This window comes from Nonomuraea sp. NPDC003201 (assembly GCF_053590415.1).
In genome coordinates, this window is record NZ_JBSFTC010000295.1 from 1 (window position 1) to 13186 (window position 13186).

The window sequence follows — 13186 nt, forward strand, 5'->3', positions numbered from 1 at the left end:
GCGCGGGGCACCCCGATCTCGACATCCGGTGCGCCGAGGTGATCGGCGACTGTGAGACCCTGGCCGACGTCGTGATCGACCGATACGAGGAAGCGACCGGGTCGGCCAGCCGGGCCGCGGCGGCCGCGACGAGCTTGAGGTGAAACTCCGCCAGGTCCGGTTTCGGCCAGCCCACCTCGGCCAGCCACGCGGCCACCCGCTGCTGCCCGGCCGGCGTCAGCGCATAGACCTTGCGGTCCGGCCGCTCGGGAAGGCCGTCGGCCCGCTCGCAGACCACGAGCCCCGCTTTCTCCAGCCGGGCCAACGTCACATAGATCTGACCGCGGTTCATCGACTCACCCAGCGGGCCGAGACTCTGCCGCAGCCGGGCGTGCAGGTGGTAGCCGTGCGACGCCTCCTTGGCGAGCATCGCCAGCACTGCGTCTTGCATGTCCCCTCCCTCCTAAGGCTTCCTGAGCCGGAACCCGGTGGTGACGTCGTCCCCTTCGAGGGGATCGCCGTCCTCGAACGGGTCGTCGCTGGTGGACGGCTCCTCGGTCGGCTTGGGCGTCGGCTTCCGCACGAGGTCGTGCTGCCGGCCGCCGAAGGTCGGCGCCGGGAACTGCTCGACCGGCTTGCCGTCCATCGCGATCGTCATGAAGTCACGCCAGATCTTGGTGGGTGTCCCGGCTCCCTGGATGTTGCCCAGGGAGACCTCCTTGGGCAGGGGGTAGCCGTTGGCGTCCTTGATGACCTTCTTGGTCTTCGGGTCCGTCCGCGGGACCTCCTTGTACATCCCGACGGCCGCGGAGAGCTGCGGGGTGTATCCGACGAACCAGGCTTCCTTGTTCTCGTTGTTGGTGCCGGTCTTGCCGGCGATCGGCCGCCCGCCGGGCAGTGAGGTGCCCGCGGCGGTGCCGTACTTGACCACCTGCTGCATCGCGTAGGTCGCGTCCGCGGCGCTGTCCGGGCTGATGACCGTTTTGGGCACGCCGGCCTCCTGCATGACGGTCATCCCCTTGAACGTCTTGACCGAGACGACCACGTGCGCGTCGTGGTGGACACCGCCGTTGGCGAAGATGCCGTACCCGTCGGCCTGCTCGACCGGGGTGACCAGGCCGGCGCCGATGGACATGCCGAACGCGTGGTCCTTGACGGCCTGGTCCAGGTTCTTCTTGTTGATCCCGGCGTCCTCGGCGATCCTCTCGACCTCCTTCAGGCCGACCTCCTGCGCCATCGTGGCGAACGCCGTGTTCACCGACTCGGCGGTGGCCCGGTCGATCTGCACGGCCGCGCCCACGTCGTGCGAGTTGCCGATCGGCTTGGTGCCCGGCAGCGTGACCGGGCCGGTGCCGGACACGTAGCTCTTGAGGCTGTAGCCGTTCTCGAGCCAGGCGGCCAGCACGTACGGCTTGAACGCCGACGCGGCCTGCTTGTAGGCGTCGAAGGCGTTGTTGGTGAAGCTCTTCAGGTAGTCGCGACCGCTGTAGAACGCGATCACCCGGCCGTTGCGCGGGTCCACGGCGGCCATGTTCGCGCGGATGTGCCTGTCGTTGACGGTGGCGAGGTTGCTCTCCACCGCCTTCTTCGCGGCCTGCATGAGCTTCCTGTCGAACGTCGTCGTGACCCGGAAACCGCCGCTGCGCAGGCTCTCCCTGGAGATCCCCCGCTGCTCCAGCTCACGCTGCGCGATGTCGACCATGTAGCCGTTGATGCCCTTGAGGGTCTCTTTCTTGTCCAGCTTGGCGAGCTTGGGGAACTTCGCCGTCCTGGGCAGCTGCCCGTACTTCGCCGGGTCGACGATCGCCATGCCGCCGATGACGTACGCGAACCGCTCCCGGGTCGGCGCCCAGTTCTTCTTGGCCTCCGTCTTGTCGAAGACGACCGGGTTCTGGATCCGGCCCGCCAGGTAGGCCGCTTCGGCGGGGGTCAGCTTGTCGACGTCCTTGTCGAAGAACGCCTGGGCGGCGGCCTGGATGCCGTCCGCGCCGCGGCCGAAATAGATGGTGTTGAGGTAGTTGGCGAGGATCTCGTCCTTCGACATCTCCTTGCTGGCGCGGATCGAGACGAAGATCTCCTTGACCTTCCGCTGGATGGTCCGCTCCTGGCTGAGGCCGTCGTAGTAGGCCCGCGCCATCTCCTGCGTGATCGTCGAGCCGCCCTGGACCTGCTGGCCGGTCAGGGTGCTCCACGCCGCCCGCGTGATGCCGGACACCGAGATGCCCGGGTCGGTGCGGAACGTACGGTTCTCGGCGGCGATGAAGGCGTCCTGGACATGCCGCGGGATCTTGGTGATCGGGACGATCTCGCGCTTGGTGCCGAGCCGGGCGATCTCGGTCTTGCCGTCCCGGTAGTAGATGACGCTGCCCTGCTCGACGGCCTTCTGCTGGGTGGCCAGAGGCAGCGGGGTGTTGGCGTACGCCACCGTGATCATGCCGAAGAGGCCCGCCGCCAGCACCGTGCAGGCGAGGACCACGACCTTCCAGCTGGGGATGAACCGCTTCCAACCGGTCCGGCGCGGCCGGTCGCCGTCCTCGTCCGGCCCTCCCCCGGGACCTTCGCCGCCCGGCCCGCCTCGTCCCTGGCCGCCGGATCTCCGTAACCCGTCACCACCTGGCACCGTTGCCTGGGGGGTGGCGCGGCGCCGCCCCCTGCGCGGGCTTTCCCCGGCACCGCTGCGGTCAGCCTCGCGCCGAGTATGTGAGCGGTACCCGCGCGACGGCTCCTCGGCCATTGCCAGCAATCCATCCCCCTAACGGTTAGCCAATAGATAGCGGTTACCCTAAGGGGTGTCAAAGCGCCGGGGGCGTCATTCCCGGGCGAGGTGGGACTCGTCCCAGATCCGCAGGACTCCGTCGTCCCCGGAGGTGACGAGCACCCGACGGCCGTCGACGATCGCCGGCTCCATCGCCGTGATGCCGTGCCCGTGCGCGTTGACGTGGCCGGCCTCGGTCCCGTCGGTGGCGTCCCACAGGCGCAGCGAGTCCTGGGCCGGGGTCACCATCAGCGGCCGCCCGTCCACCGTCATCACCGCCACCGTCTCCAGAGCCCCGCCCGAAGCAGGGACCGGTCCGTACAGCGGCTCGTCCGGTTCGGCGTCAAGGGCCCAGGCGTACAGTTCGCCCTTCTCGGTGACCGCGACGATCGCCGTGCGCTCTGCGAGAGCGCAGGCCGTCACGGCCCACACCCGCCCCTCGTACGGGTAGAAGGAGCCGAGCTCGGTGAGGTTCGCGGCGTCCCACACCTGGGCTCCCGAACCGCCTGCCAGGATCAGACGGCGGTCACCGACCTGTGCCGTCCCCAGGCAGGACAACTGGCCCACTTCGTCAAGCAGCGCGTCCGTGCCGTCCGGCGACCAGAGCCGCACCTCCTCGGAATACTGCTGCGCGGTGACGAACCGGCCGTCGAACGCGATGACATCGGCGAGATAGGCGCCGTTGAGCGGTGTCCGCCACAGGAGCTCACCGCTGCCGAGATCCCACAGAGCCGGCTCCTGCTCGTCCCCGCCGGCCGCCAGGAGGAGCCTGCCGTCGACGGAGAGTGCGGCGACCATGTCGATGACGTTCCCGGCATCGGGGAACTGCGCCACGGCCGGATCCCCCGCGTGCGCGTACGGCAGGGAATGCCCCGACCACTCGCCGGTCGACGGAGACCACGTCCACACCCCGCCCCACCTGTCCGCGCAGACGATCAGGGAGCTTCCCCCGTGGCGTACAACGGAGAGGTCGCGGATCGGGGAATCGGTAGGAATCGTTTCGCTCATGATCATCCGCAGAGTGTAGCCACCCGCTGCGGGCCACCATCAAGCCTTGCCGATGCGGAGTGCCTCCTTCAGGAACACGCGGTAGACGCTCGGCGTGCCCTCGGTGGTGATGACCTCGACGACGGAGCGGACGTTGCGATCCTCGACCGCTTCGCGGACGAGCGCGTCGGCCAGGTCGCGGCGTGCGGTGAACCGGCCGACCATCTGCGGCGGGCCGACGGTGTAACCGCCTCGTGCCCGGCCACCACCTCGGGGTCCAAGGCGTCCGCCTTCGCGACGTCCAGCGCGGGATCGCCGAGGGGGAACGCCTCCGGATGCCGGGTGACGGCGGTGACGGTGTGGCCCTCGGCCCAGGTTGCACACGCACCGGCTCAGGCCGGGGCGGACAGCTGGATCGAGGCGAGTTTCGCCGGGTCGACGACGATGTGGATGCCGGTGATCCGGCCTTCGGCGACGGTGAAGGCGATGACGGAGAGAGGGGTTCCGTCGGAACGCCAGGACATGTGGCCGGGGATGCCGTTGACCAGCACGGGTCGGTGGCGGGCGACCTCGCCGGAGAACATGCGGGCGCCGGCGGCGACCTCGGTGGCGCCGAGGGTGACCACCACGCCGCCGGGGGTGTCGACGGTCAGCTTCACGTCCGGGTCGAGGACCCGCAGGAGCGCTTCGAAGTCGCCGCCGAGGGCGGCGGCGCGGAACGCGTGGACGACCTCCCGGTGCTCGCGGCCGGGGCCCGCCGGCCGGTCCGTGGCTTGGACCTTACGGCGGGCGCGGCTGGCGAGCATCTTGGTGGCGTCGGCGGATTTGCCCAGGATCTGGCCGATTTCGTGGAACGGGACCGCGAACATGTCGTGCAGGACGAACGCCAGACGCTCGCTCGGGGTGAGCGAGTCGAGCACGACGAGCAGGGCGAGGCCGACCGAATCGGCCAGCGCCACCTGCTCGTCCGGCGCGGGTTCGTCGTGGGGCGTCACCACGAGGTCCGCATGCTCGTGCCCGTACGCGGTTTCGGGGTGGGCCTGGCGGGATCTCAGGAGGTCCAGGCTGATGCGGCCGACCACGGTGGTCAGCCAGCCCGCCAGGTTGCCGATGGTCGCCCCGTCCTGGCGGACGAGACGCATCCAGGCTTCCTGGACCACGTCCTCGGCGTCGGCGTGCGAGCCCAGCACGCGGTACGCGACGGCGCGCAGCCGTTCGCGCTGGGCCTCGAACGCCTCGGTCACGAGGCCGGACGGGTGGGCGGTCACGGCTTTCGCTGCTGACGGAGCGAGACCCGGTTGCCGTCCGGGTCCACCGCCTCGATACGGACCCCGAACGGATAGTCCACGGGTTCGGGCTCTTCGAAGATGACGCCGCGCCGGCGCAGGATCTCGAAATCCTTCCGCAGATCATCGGATTCGAGGATCAGCGGACCGGGCGCGCCATCCTGGCCCGCGTCGCCCGGCTGCCCCGCGGCCGCCGCATGCGACCACAGGAGAATCTGCACCGGGCTGTCGGGAACGCCCACGGTGAGGAAACGTCCGTCGGGCCCCCGGAAGTCGATCCGCTTTTCCAGGCCGAGTCCCTCGGTGTAGAACTCCAGCGCGCGGTCCTGATCGGTGACGTAGACCGTCACGTACATGATGGTGTTCAGCATCCTGTTCTCACTTCACTCGTCGGCGCGACCTCGTATTCGGTCGTCGCACCTATGACGAGTGCCGATGGGAGAAGGTAACAGGACCGCTCCGGGAGCCTCAATCGGCCGCGACGGCGTGCCGGACGCATTCGCGGAGCAGGGCGCGGCGCTGTTCGTGGACGCCGGAGGGCTCCTCGGCGGTCGCCGCATAGACGTTGCTGACCGGCGACCAGGCCATGGACATGGCGATGACCATGGCCATCACGTCGAACGGGTCTCCCTGGCGCACTCGCCCGGCGGCCTGAGCCTCGGCGATGGCACGCAGCTTGCGATCGTCGAGCCGGTCGTGCTCCTCCACGAGGTGGCCGGCCGGCCGGCGTTCCAGGCGTGCCCAGGTGGCCAACCGGATGAGGTCGGGTCGGCGGAGGTACTCGTCATAGAGGCGTACGGCCCAGTCCGCGAGGTCGGCGGCGTCGATCGGGACGACATTCACGATCCGCTCCAGCGAGCCGAAGAAGATCGCGTCGAAGAGCTTGTCCTTGTTGCCGAAGTAGGCGTAGAGCTGGGCCTTGTTGGTGTTCGCAGCGGACACGATCCGCTCGATCCGCGCCCCGGCGATGCCGTACTGGGCGAACTCCCGGGTCGCCGCATCAAGAATGCGCTGGTAGGTCGCGGCTCCGCGCGGGGTCAGGGGCTGATCCACCATGCTGACGACCCTACCAAACAGAACAGTTGGTTTGCCAAGCGCGCCACGCCGTGCCTAGACTCCAATAAACCGAACAGTCTGTTTTAAGGAGAATCGCCGTGCGGACCACGACCGGATGGCAGGCGGACGGCGCGGCGGCGAGCCTGCGCCGCACACCGTTGCGGCGTCGCGACCTGCGCCCCGACGACCTCGCGGTCCAGATCGACTACTGCGGCGTCTGCCACAGCGACCTGCATGCGCTCCGCGACCACGACGCCAAAGCCGGGCAACCCTTGGTTCCGGGGCACGAGTTCACCGGCGCGGTGACCGAGACCGGGCCCGCGGTCACCCGCTTCTCCGCCGGCGACCGGGTCGCCGTCGGCAACATCGTCGATTCCTGCGGCGAGTGCGCCATGTGCCGGGCCGGCCAGGAGAACTTCTGTCACGCCTTCCCGACCCTGACCTACGGCGGCAGCGACCGGCAGGACGGATCGACCACCCTGGGCGGGTACTCCCGCGAGTACGTCGTCCGCGAGCGGTTCGTCTACCCGCTGCCCCCTGGCCTGGACCCGGCCGGCGCCGCCCCGCTGCTCTGCGCCGGCATCACCGTCTGGGAGCCCCTGCGCACTCTGGGGGTGGGGCCCGGCAGTCACGTCGCCGTGGCGGGACTGGGCGGCCTGGGGCATCTCGCGGTCAAGATGGCCGTGGCCCTCGGCGCCACGGCGTCGGTCATCAGCCGATCCCCCGCCAAGGCCGACGACGCACGCCGTTTCGGCGCCCACGGGTTCATCGTGTCCACGGATCCGGAACAGATGGCCGCGGCCCGAGACACGTTCGACGTCGTCATCGACACCATCTCCACCCCGCACGACCTCGGCCCGTATCTGCGGCTGGTCGCCATGGACGGCACCCTCAGCCACCTTGGACATCTCGGATCGCTCACCGTGGAGACCATGGACCTGCTCGTGGGGCGCAAGAAGCTCAGCTCCGCGGGCAGCGGCGGCCGTCCTGCGACCGCCGCCATGCTGGACTTCTGCGCCGACAAGGGCATCACCGCCGAGATCGAACTGCTCCCCTCTGCGCGGGTGAACGAGGTCCTCGACCGTCTCCGCCGCAACGATGTCCGCTACCGTTTCGTACTCGACATGTCCGACCTGGATTAAGGACAGCCACGCGCTCTCCGGGACCTCGCCGATGACCTGGGGGCGTATTCGGATCCGGCGCCGCTCCAGGCGAGGCGCCGACCTCACATCCCACGGTGTTGTCTCGTCGTAGTGGTGAGAGCGATGGCGACAAGGAAAGACGACATATCATGACCACCCGATCAGAGCCAGGAGACAACCGGCGCGATCCGAGCCTGAGCGCGATCATGAGCGAGCGGCGTCGGCTGATCAATCTCGCCTACCGGCTGCTCGGCTCGCTGGCCGACGCCGAGGACGTCGTGCAAGAGACCTACACCCGCTGGTACGCCATGACCCCGCAGCAGCAGGAGGCCATCGAGAGCCCCGGCGCCTGGCTGACCAAGGTCGCCGGCCGCATCTGCCTGGACCTGCTCGGCTCGGCCCGGGTCCGCCGCGAGAGCTACGTGGGCGAATGGGTTCCCGAGCCGCTGCCCGACCGTACGGAGTGGACCGACGCGCGGCCGGGCGACCCCGCCGACCGGATCACCCTCGACGAGTCGGTCACCATGGCGTTCCTCGTGGTGCTCGAAGCGATGACCCCGGCCGAGCGCGTCGCGTTCGTCCTGCACGACGTCTTCCGCTACTCCTTCGCCGAAGTGGCCGAGGTGGTCGGCCGTACCCCGGCGGCCTGCCGCCAGCTCGCCTCCTCCGCGCGCCGCCGCATCCGCGAGTCGCAGACGCCCGTGACGTCGGAGGCCCGGCAGGCCGACGTCGTCAGGGACTTCAAGCAGGCTTGGGAGGCCAAGGACATCAGAGCCCTCGTCGGCCTCCTCGACCCCGACGCCACGGCGATCGCCGACGGCGGCGGCCTGGTCACCGCCATGCTGGAGCCGGTCGAAGGCGCCGAGCGGATCGCGCGCTACCTGGTCGAGATCGCCGGCCTGGCACCCGACCTCGTGTTCCTGGAGCGTACGGTCAACGGTCAGCCCGGCCTGGCGGCCCAGCAGAACGGGGAGACCGTGGTGGTCATGGCGTTCGACGTCGCAGGCGAGCGGATCAAGCACCTGTGGGCCGTACGCAATCCCGACAAGCTCCGGCCCTGGACGGCCTGACGCGCGCGGCGATGAACCCGCACGCGAAGCGCTCGGCAAAGACGTCCGCCTGACATTTCGCATGGCTCTCTCGTCAAACTCCTGAGACGAACGTTGCGAAAGGAAACTGACCATGGAACCCGTCAACCTCGCGATCATTTACTACAGTGCCACCGGCACCGTGCATGCCTTGGCGCGAGCCGCCGCCGAAGGCGCGGAAAAGGCCGGTGCCAATGTGCGACTGCGCAAGGTCGCCGAAACGGCTCCGCCGGAGGCGATCAGCGCCAATCCGGCCTGGGGCCAGCACATTCAGGACACCGCCGACGTCGTCCAGGCCGGCCTCGACGACCTGGGCTGGGCCGACGCGGTGCTGTTCGGTACCCCCACCCGCTTCGGCAACCCGGCCAGCCAGCTCCGGGCGTTCATCGACACCACCGGGCCCCTGTGGTTCCAGGGCCTGCTCGCCAACAAGGTGTACTCGGCTTTCACCGCCTCCAACACCGCCCATGGCGGGCAGGAATCCACCATCCTGGCGCTGGGGAACACGTTCTACCACTGGGGCGGCATCATCGTGCCTCCCGGCTACACCGACCCCATCCAGTTCCAGTCAGGCAACCCGTACGGCACCTCCCACGTGGCCGGCGACGGCGCGCCCGGCGAGGTGCCCTTGGACGCGGCCCGCTACCAGGCCCGCCGAATCGTCGACACCGCCGCCTCGCTCAAGGCCGGCCGCGCCGCCTGACACCACACATTCCTTGAACGGAGGATGCAATGACTGCGAACGATGCCGAATTTCTGGCCTTCCTGGACGGTCGAGTCGATGCCTGCCAGGCGGAGGACATTGACCGGCTCATGTCGCACTATTCTCCCGACATCGTTTATTACGATGTCGTTCCCCCTCTTCAGTTCGCGGGGTCCGGCGAAGTCCGGCGCAATTTCGTGCGGTGGTTCGACGAATATGACGGCCCCATCGGCCTGGAAACGCACGAACTCAACATCGCCGTCAACGGAGACGTCGCGTTCGCGCACATGCTCCACCTGGACACCGGAACCCTGAAGGACGGGTCTGATCGCGTGATGTGGGTACGATCGACGGTCTGCTGCCGCCGGTCCGGCGGCAAGTGGCTGATCACGCACGAACACATCTCCATGCCGTTCGACCCGGAGACCCGTCAGCCCTGGGTCCCGCCGGCGGTGTGAGCCGGCCGCTTGACGACAGCGACACCCTCGGCGCGCCCGCCCGGCCTTCGTGACGGCCGATCCCGCATCGTGTGATGAAACGATGACAACCCGGCTGAGCTCCGAATTCGTCTGATTGCCTGCTGGCCATGCGATCGACGAACCTCTCTCGCCGGTTCCACCACGGGTACACCGGCCTGATCCTGGCTGTCGCGACCGGGCTCACACTCGCGGGTTGCGGCGCGTCCGCGACCTCCCCCGGCGCGGCGACCCAGCAGACCGCCACCGGCGTCAAGGTGCTCTGGATGGGTGACTCCATCGCGGGCGCGCAGGCCCCGGCGCTGGAGGCGGCGTTGAAGGCCGCGGGCGTGGCGTTCAAGAACGCCACGTCCGACGGCGGCGGCAACGTCGTCGCCGGTGACCACGAGGTGACGGCCATGGCGGCCAGGGACACCTGGAAGACGCTGAAGGAGAACCTCGCCTCCTTCCGGCCGACGGTGATCGCCTACCAGATCACCGCCTACGACTGGGGCACCGCCCGCCAACAGCTGTCGGCCTACCAGAAGCTCTCCCGAACGGCCGCGGACGCCGGTGCCGAGCTCGTACTGGTGTCCGCGCCGCCGTTCAAGATCGACGAATTCTTCAAGCCCCACGAGAACGCGATCAAGAGCGCGCCGGCGATGGCCGCCAAGGCCACGCACGTTCGCTACCTGGATGCCTCCGCGCTGTGGGGAAGTGACTACGCCGCCGCCAAGGCCCAGCGCGCCAAGGACGGCATCCACTCCTGCCAGCAGGGCTCGGCGGCCTTCGCCACCTGGTTCGCCAAGCAGCTCGGCGATTTGGCCGGCTTCACCCCGGCCGCCCCCGGCGTCTGGGCCACCGGGCCGTGGACCGGCGACGAGCGCTTCGCCAAACTCGGTTGCGGCTGATGGGACCGACGACGTCGGCCCCGCGTCGCGCGCATGTCGGCGCGCTCGACGGGCTGCGCGGGCTCGCTGTCGCCGCGGTCCTGCTGTTTCACGCCGGGCACCTGCGCGGCGGGTTCCTGGGCGTCGACCTGTTCTTCGTCCTGTCCGGCTTTCTGATCACCGGCCTGCTGCTGGAGGAACTCGGCAGGAACGGCGGTCTCCGCCTGGCGGCCTTCTGGGAGCGCAGGGCCCGCCGTCTGCTGCCCGCGCTGACCCTCATGGTCACCTCAACACTGCTGCTGGCCTGGGCGTTCGCCAGGCCGGACCTGCTGAGGTACGCCCTCCAGGACGCGCCGTGGGTGGCCGCCCAGAGCGTGAACTGGCACTACATCGGCGAGCGGATCGGCTACTGGAACGCCTCCGGCACCCGCCTGTTCGCCCACCTGTGGAGCATCGGCGTCGAATGGCAGTTCTACCTGGCCTGGCCTCTGATGCCGGCAGTGGCCGGGAGAGGGCCCGGCGGGCACCGGCGGGTGGCGCTCGTCGCGGTGGCCGGCGCGCTCGTCTCCCTTCTGCTCATGATCAGGCTCGGGGCGGCCGTGGACACCACCCGCGCCTATGAGGGCACCGACACCCGGGCCTTCTCCCTGCTCCTCGGCGCGGCCGCCGCCACGGCGCCCATCCGGAACGCGGTGGCCGGCCTGTCACGTACCGCCGTGGACGTGCTCTGCGTCCCGCTGCTGTGCGGACTGTTGGCCTCATGGCTGTTGACCGGCGGGGAAAAGGCCCCCGGCCTGTTCCAGGGCGGGATGTTCGCACACTCCCTGGCCGGCGCCGCGCTGATCGCGCTCCTGGCCCACGCACCGGACGGCCTGGCGGGCCGGGTGATCGGCAGCACCGTGCCGCGCCGGCTGGGCGAGCTGTCCTACAGCCTGTACCTGTGGCACTGGCCGGTCTACCTGCTGCTGCCCCGGCCGGTGGCCGGGTTCGGCGGCTGGGGCTGGGACTGGGGCTGGGACTGGGGCTGGACGATCACCGCGGCCGGGCTGTCACTGCTGGCTGCGGTAGTCTCGAAGGCCACCGTCGAAGATCCGATACGGCTGCGCACCGGCTGGGCCACCGGGCGGCGCGGATGGGCGGCACTGGCCACCGCGGCGGTCACGGCGGCGGGGCTGTGGGCGGCGATACCGCGGCCGCGTCCCGGCGCCGGGACGGTCGACGTGAGCAGGCTCAGCCAGTCATGGCAGGACGGTTCGCGCCAGGAAACGGGGGAAACGGACACATGCCGAGGGTCTTATGCCGCGTGGCGGCCGGCCTGGTCGCCGCGGCGACGCTGGCGGGTTGCGGAATCAGCGACACCGATGTGCGCTCCGCCGGTGACTTGGTCCAAGGCGGCCTGACCGAAGACCTCGGTAGTTCACTGCGGGTGTACTTCGTCACGCCCCAGGGCACCTGGCCGGTCTCCCGGCCGGCATCGGCCGCCGCCCGGGTGCAACAGGCCATGGACGCGCTGCTCGACGGCCCCACGGCGGCCGAGCGGGCACGGGGGCTGATCACGCAACTGCCCTCGGCGCCACGTCCGGTCCGCGCCAGGACGGCCAAGGGCCGCGTACAGCTGCATCTGCCGTGGCTGGTGCGTGACCTGCGCCCGGCTGCGGTGAGCCAGCTGGTCTGTACGGCCGCTGAGGCCCCGGACGTCGGCGACGACCCCGTGATCGAGGTGTTCGAGCCCGGCATGCCGGGCCCGCCCTGGCCCGTCAGGTGCGACGAGAGCGGGTCGGCCGTCCCGGCCCACCAGGGAGCCTCCTCATGACCCGCGTCCTGGTGATAGAAGACGACCCGGCCGTACGCCGCGGCGTGAGCCTCGGCCTGCGCCACAGGGGCCACGAGACCCTGCTCGTCTCGACCGGCGAGGAAGGACTGGCCGAACTCATCGCGAGCGCGCCCGACATCGTCCTGCTCGACCTCATGCTGCCCGGCATGAGCGGCCTGGAGACCTGCCGCCGCATCCGCGCCTTCAGCCAGGTGCCCATCGTGATCCTGTCAGCCCGCGACGATGACGTGGACGTCGTCGTGGGCCTGGAAGCCGGCGCCGACGACTACGTGATCAAGCCGGCCAGCAGCGAGGTCATCGAGGCCCGCATGCGCGCGGTGCTGCGCCGTACCACCCAGCCCGCCTCCTCCGACCAGGCCCGCACCACCCACGGCGACCTGTTCGTCGACCGGGTCGCCCTGCGCGTGCTCAAGCACGGCGAGCAGCTCGCGCTGGCGCCGACGGAGCTGAAGCTGCTGCTGTTCCTGACGGCCGCGCCCGAGCAGACCTTCAGCCGCCAGCAACTCCTGGAACAGGTCTGGGAGCACAGCTTCCACGGCGACTACCGGCTGGTTGACGCGTGCGTGATGCGGCTGCGAGCCAAGATCGAGAACGACCCTCGCAACCCCCGCTACATCCAGACCGTGCGCGGCTTCGGTTACCGGTTCGGGCCGCTGTGATCCGCCTCGCCCGCGCCCGCGGCCTGAGAGCCCAGCTGGTCCTGGTGTTCCTCCTGGTCTCCACGATCAGCGCGCTGACCGCCGCCACGATCACCTACCGGCAGGGCCGCACCGCGATCGTCGAACGCGCCCAGGCCGACGTCCTGCAGGAACTACGCGCCAACCTCACCTCCCGGACGCCCGACCTGCCCGCCGACCCCGCCGAGGCGGATCTGCGCAAGCTGGCCCGGCAGCTGGACCTGGCGATGGGCACGCGGGGCCGGCACACCGCGCTGTCCTATCGTGGCGGCCCGCTCATCGCCGCCGGGAAGCAGGTGCCGCCGCTGCCCGCGCAGCTGCGCGACCAGGCGGC

16 protein-coding genes are annotated in these 13186 nt (G+C 69.9%); 9 read left to right on the forward strand and 7 right to left on the reverse strand.

The features are described 5' to 3' along the window. From ACWDX9_RS50320 to ACWDX9_RS50350, 7 genes are all read right to left on the reverse strand, one after another. On the reverse strand, positions 1 to 430 hold a 430-nt coding region (locus tag ACWDX9_RS50320), incomplete at its 3' end, for a PadR family transcriptional regulator (RefSeq protein WP_449968473.1). Between the two features lie 12 nt (positions 431 to 442). Next, positions 443 to 2455 carry a transglycosylase domain-containing protein gene (locus ACWDX9_RS50325; RefSeq protein WP_449968476.1) on the reverse strand — a complete coding sequence of 671 codons (2013 nt, stop codon included), beginning with the start codon at positions 2453 to 2455 and terminating at the stop codon, positions 443 to 445. A gap of 333 nt (positions 2456 to 2788) precedes the next feature. Next, a complete protein-coding gene (locus tag ACWDX9_RS50330; RefSeq protein WP_449968478.1) occupies positions 2789 to 3748 on the reverse strand; it encodes a WD40 repeat domain-containing protein in 960 nt (319 codons plus the stop codon). 33 nt (positions 3749 to 3781) lie between these two features. Next, positions 3782 to 3946, reverse strand: a complete 165-nt coding sequence (locus ACWDX9_RS50335) for a hypothetical protein (protein ID WP_449968481.1) — start codon at positions 3944 to 3946, stop codon at positions 3782 to 3784. A 167-nt stretch (positions 3947 to 4113) separates the two neighbouring features. Then, a complete protein-coding gene (locus ACWDX9_RS50340) occupies positions 4114 to 4989 on the reverse strand; it encodes a sigma-70 family RNA polymerase sigma factor (protein WP_449968494.1) in 876 nt (291 codons plus the stop codon). After that, positions 4986 to 5378: a VOC family protein gene (locus tag ACWDX9_RS50345; protein ID WP_449968497.1), complete on the reverse strand. Its 393-nt coding sequence runs from the start codon at positions 5376 to 5378 to the stop codon at positions 4986 to 4988. Before ACWDX9_RS50345 ends, ACWDX9_RS50340 begins: the two co-directional genes overlap by 4 nt. Positions 5379 to 5475: 97 nt before the next feature. Further along, positions 5476 to 6063: a TetR family transcriptional regulator gene (locus ACWDX9_RS50350; RefSeq protein ID WP_449968499.1), complete on the reverse strand. Its 588-nt coding sequence runs from the start codon at positions 6061 to 6063 to the stop codon at positions 5476 to 5478. A gap of 98 nt (positions 6064 to 6161) precedes the next feature. Here ACWDX9_RS50350 and ACWDX9_RS50355 point away from each other — a divergent pair, with 98 nt between their 5' ends. From ACWDX9_RS50355 to ACWDX9_RS50395, 9 genes are all read left to right on the forward strand, one after another. Further along, positions 6162 to 7205: an NAD(P)-dependent alcohol dehydrogenase gene (locus ACWDX9_RS50355; RefSeq protein WP_449968502.1), complete on the forward strand. Its 1044-nt coding sequence runs from the start codon at positions 6162 to 6164 to the stop codon at positions 7203 to 7205. 149 nt (positions 7206 to 7354) lie between these two features. Next, the gene (gene sigJ, locus ACWDX9_RS50360) at positions 7355 to 8275 is read left to right on the forward strand and encodes an RNA polymerase sigma factor SigJ (protein ID WP_449968505.1); all 921 of its coding nucleotides are present in this window, start codon (positions 7355 to 7357) and stop codon (positions 8273 to 8275) included. A gap of 112 nt (positions 8276 to 8387) precedes the next feature. Further along, positions 8388 to 8996, forward strand: a complete 609-nt coding sequence (gene wrbA / locus ACWDX9_RS50365) for an NAD(P)H:quinone oxidoreductase (protein ID WP_364262829.1) — start codon at positions 8388 to 8390, stop codon at positions 8994 to 8996. A 29-nt stretch (positions 8997 to 9025) separates the two neighbouring features. Next, entirely contained in the window at positions 9026 to 9454 is a 429-nt protein-coding gene (locus tag ACWDX9_RS50370) for a YybH family protein (RefSeq protein WP_449968510.1), read from the forward strand. Positions 9455 to 9582: 128 nt separating this feature from the next. After that, complete coding sequence (locus tag ACWDX9_RS50375; protein WP_449968513.1) at positions 9583 to 10362, forward strand: SGNH hydrolase domain-containing protein; 780 nt, start codon at positions 9583 to 9585, stop codon at positions 10360 to 10362. Further along, a complete protein-coding gene (locus ACWDX9_RS50380) occupies positions 10362 to 11741 on the forward strand; it encodes an acyltransferase family protein (protein WP_449968516.1) in 1380 nt (459 codons plus the stop codon). The genes ACWDX9_RS50375 and ACWDX9_RS50380 overlap by 1 nt, the downstream gene beginning before the upstream one ends. A gap of 26 nt (positions 11742 to 11767) precedes the next feature. Beyond that, positions 11768 to 12154 carry a hypothetical protein gene (locus ACWDX9_RS50385; RefSeq protein WP_449968519.1) on the forward strand — a complete coding sequence of 129 codons (387 nt, stop codon included), beginning with the start codon at positions 11768 to 11770 and terminating at the stop codon, positions 12152 to 12154. Then, a complete protein-coding gene (locus ACWDX9_RS50390) occupies positions 12151 to 12834 on the forward strand; it encodes a response regulator transcription factor (RefSeq protein ID WP_350730502.1) in 684 nt (227 codons plus the stop codon). The genes ACWDX9_RS50385 and ACWDX9_RS50390 overlap by 4 nt, the downstream gene beginning before the upstream one ends. Beyond that, positions 12831 to 13186 (forward strand): hypothetical protein (locus ACWDX9_RS50395; RefSeq protein ID WP_449968522.1); only part of this gene is annotated, 356 nt, incomplete at its 3' end. The genes ACWDX9_RS50390 and ACWDX9_RS50395, both read left to right, overlap by 4 nt.

What these genes read in the sequence shown, in the direction of transcription:
- ACWDX9_RS50330 (WP_449968478.1), bottom strand. Translation starts at nt 3,748, where the DNA reads ATGATCATGAGCGAAACGATTCCTACCGATTCCCCGATCCGCGACCTC.
- ACWDX9_RS50335 (WP_449968481.1), bottom strand. Translation starts at nt 3,946, where the DNA reads ATGGTCGGCCGGTTCACCGCACGCCGCGACCTGGCCGACGCGCTCGTC.
- ACWDX9_RS50345 (WP_449968497.1), bottom strand. Translation starts at nt 5,378, where the DNA reads ATGCTGAACACCATCATGTACGTGACGGTCTACGTCACCGATCAGGAC.
- ACWDX9_RS50350 (WP_449968499.1), bottom strand. Translation starts at nt 6,063, where the DNA reads ATGGTGGATCAGCCCCTGACCCCGCGCGGAGCCGCGACCTACCAGCGC.
- sigJ (WP_449968505.1), top strand. Translation starts at nt 7,355, where the DNA reads ATGACCACCCGATCAGAGCCAGGAGACAACCGGCGCGATCCGAGCCTG.
- wrbA (WP_364262829.1), top strand. Translation starts at nt 8,388, where the DNA reads ATGGAACCCGTCAACCTCGCGATCATTTACTACAGTGCCACCGGCACC.
- ACWDX9_RS50370 (WP_449968510.1), top strand. Translation starts at nt 9,026, where the DNA reads ATGACTGCGAACGATGCCGAATTTCTGGCCTTCCTGGACGGTCGAGTC.
- ACWDX9_RS50375 (WP_449968513.1), top strand. Translation starts at nt 9,583, where the DNA reads ATGCGATCGACGAACCTCTCTCGCCGGTTCCACCACGGGTACACCGGC.
- ACWDX9_RS50380 (WP_449968516.1), top strand. Translation starts at nt 10,362, where the DNA reads ATGGGACCGACGACGTCGGCCCCGCGTCGCGCGCATGTCGGCGCGCTC.
- ACWDX9_RS50390 (WP_350730502.1), top strand. Translation starts at nt 12,151, where the DNA reads ATGACCCGCGTCCTGGTGATAGAAGACGACCCGGCCGTACGCCGCGGC.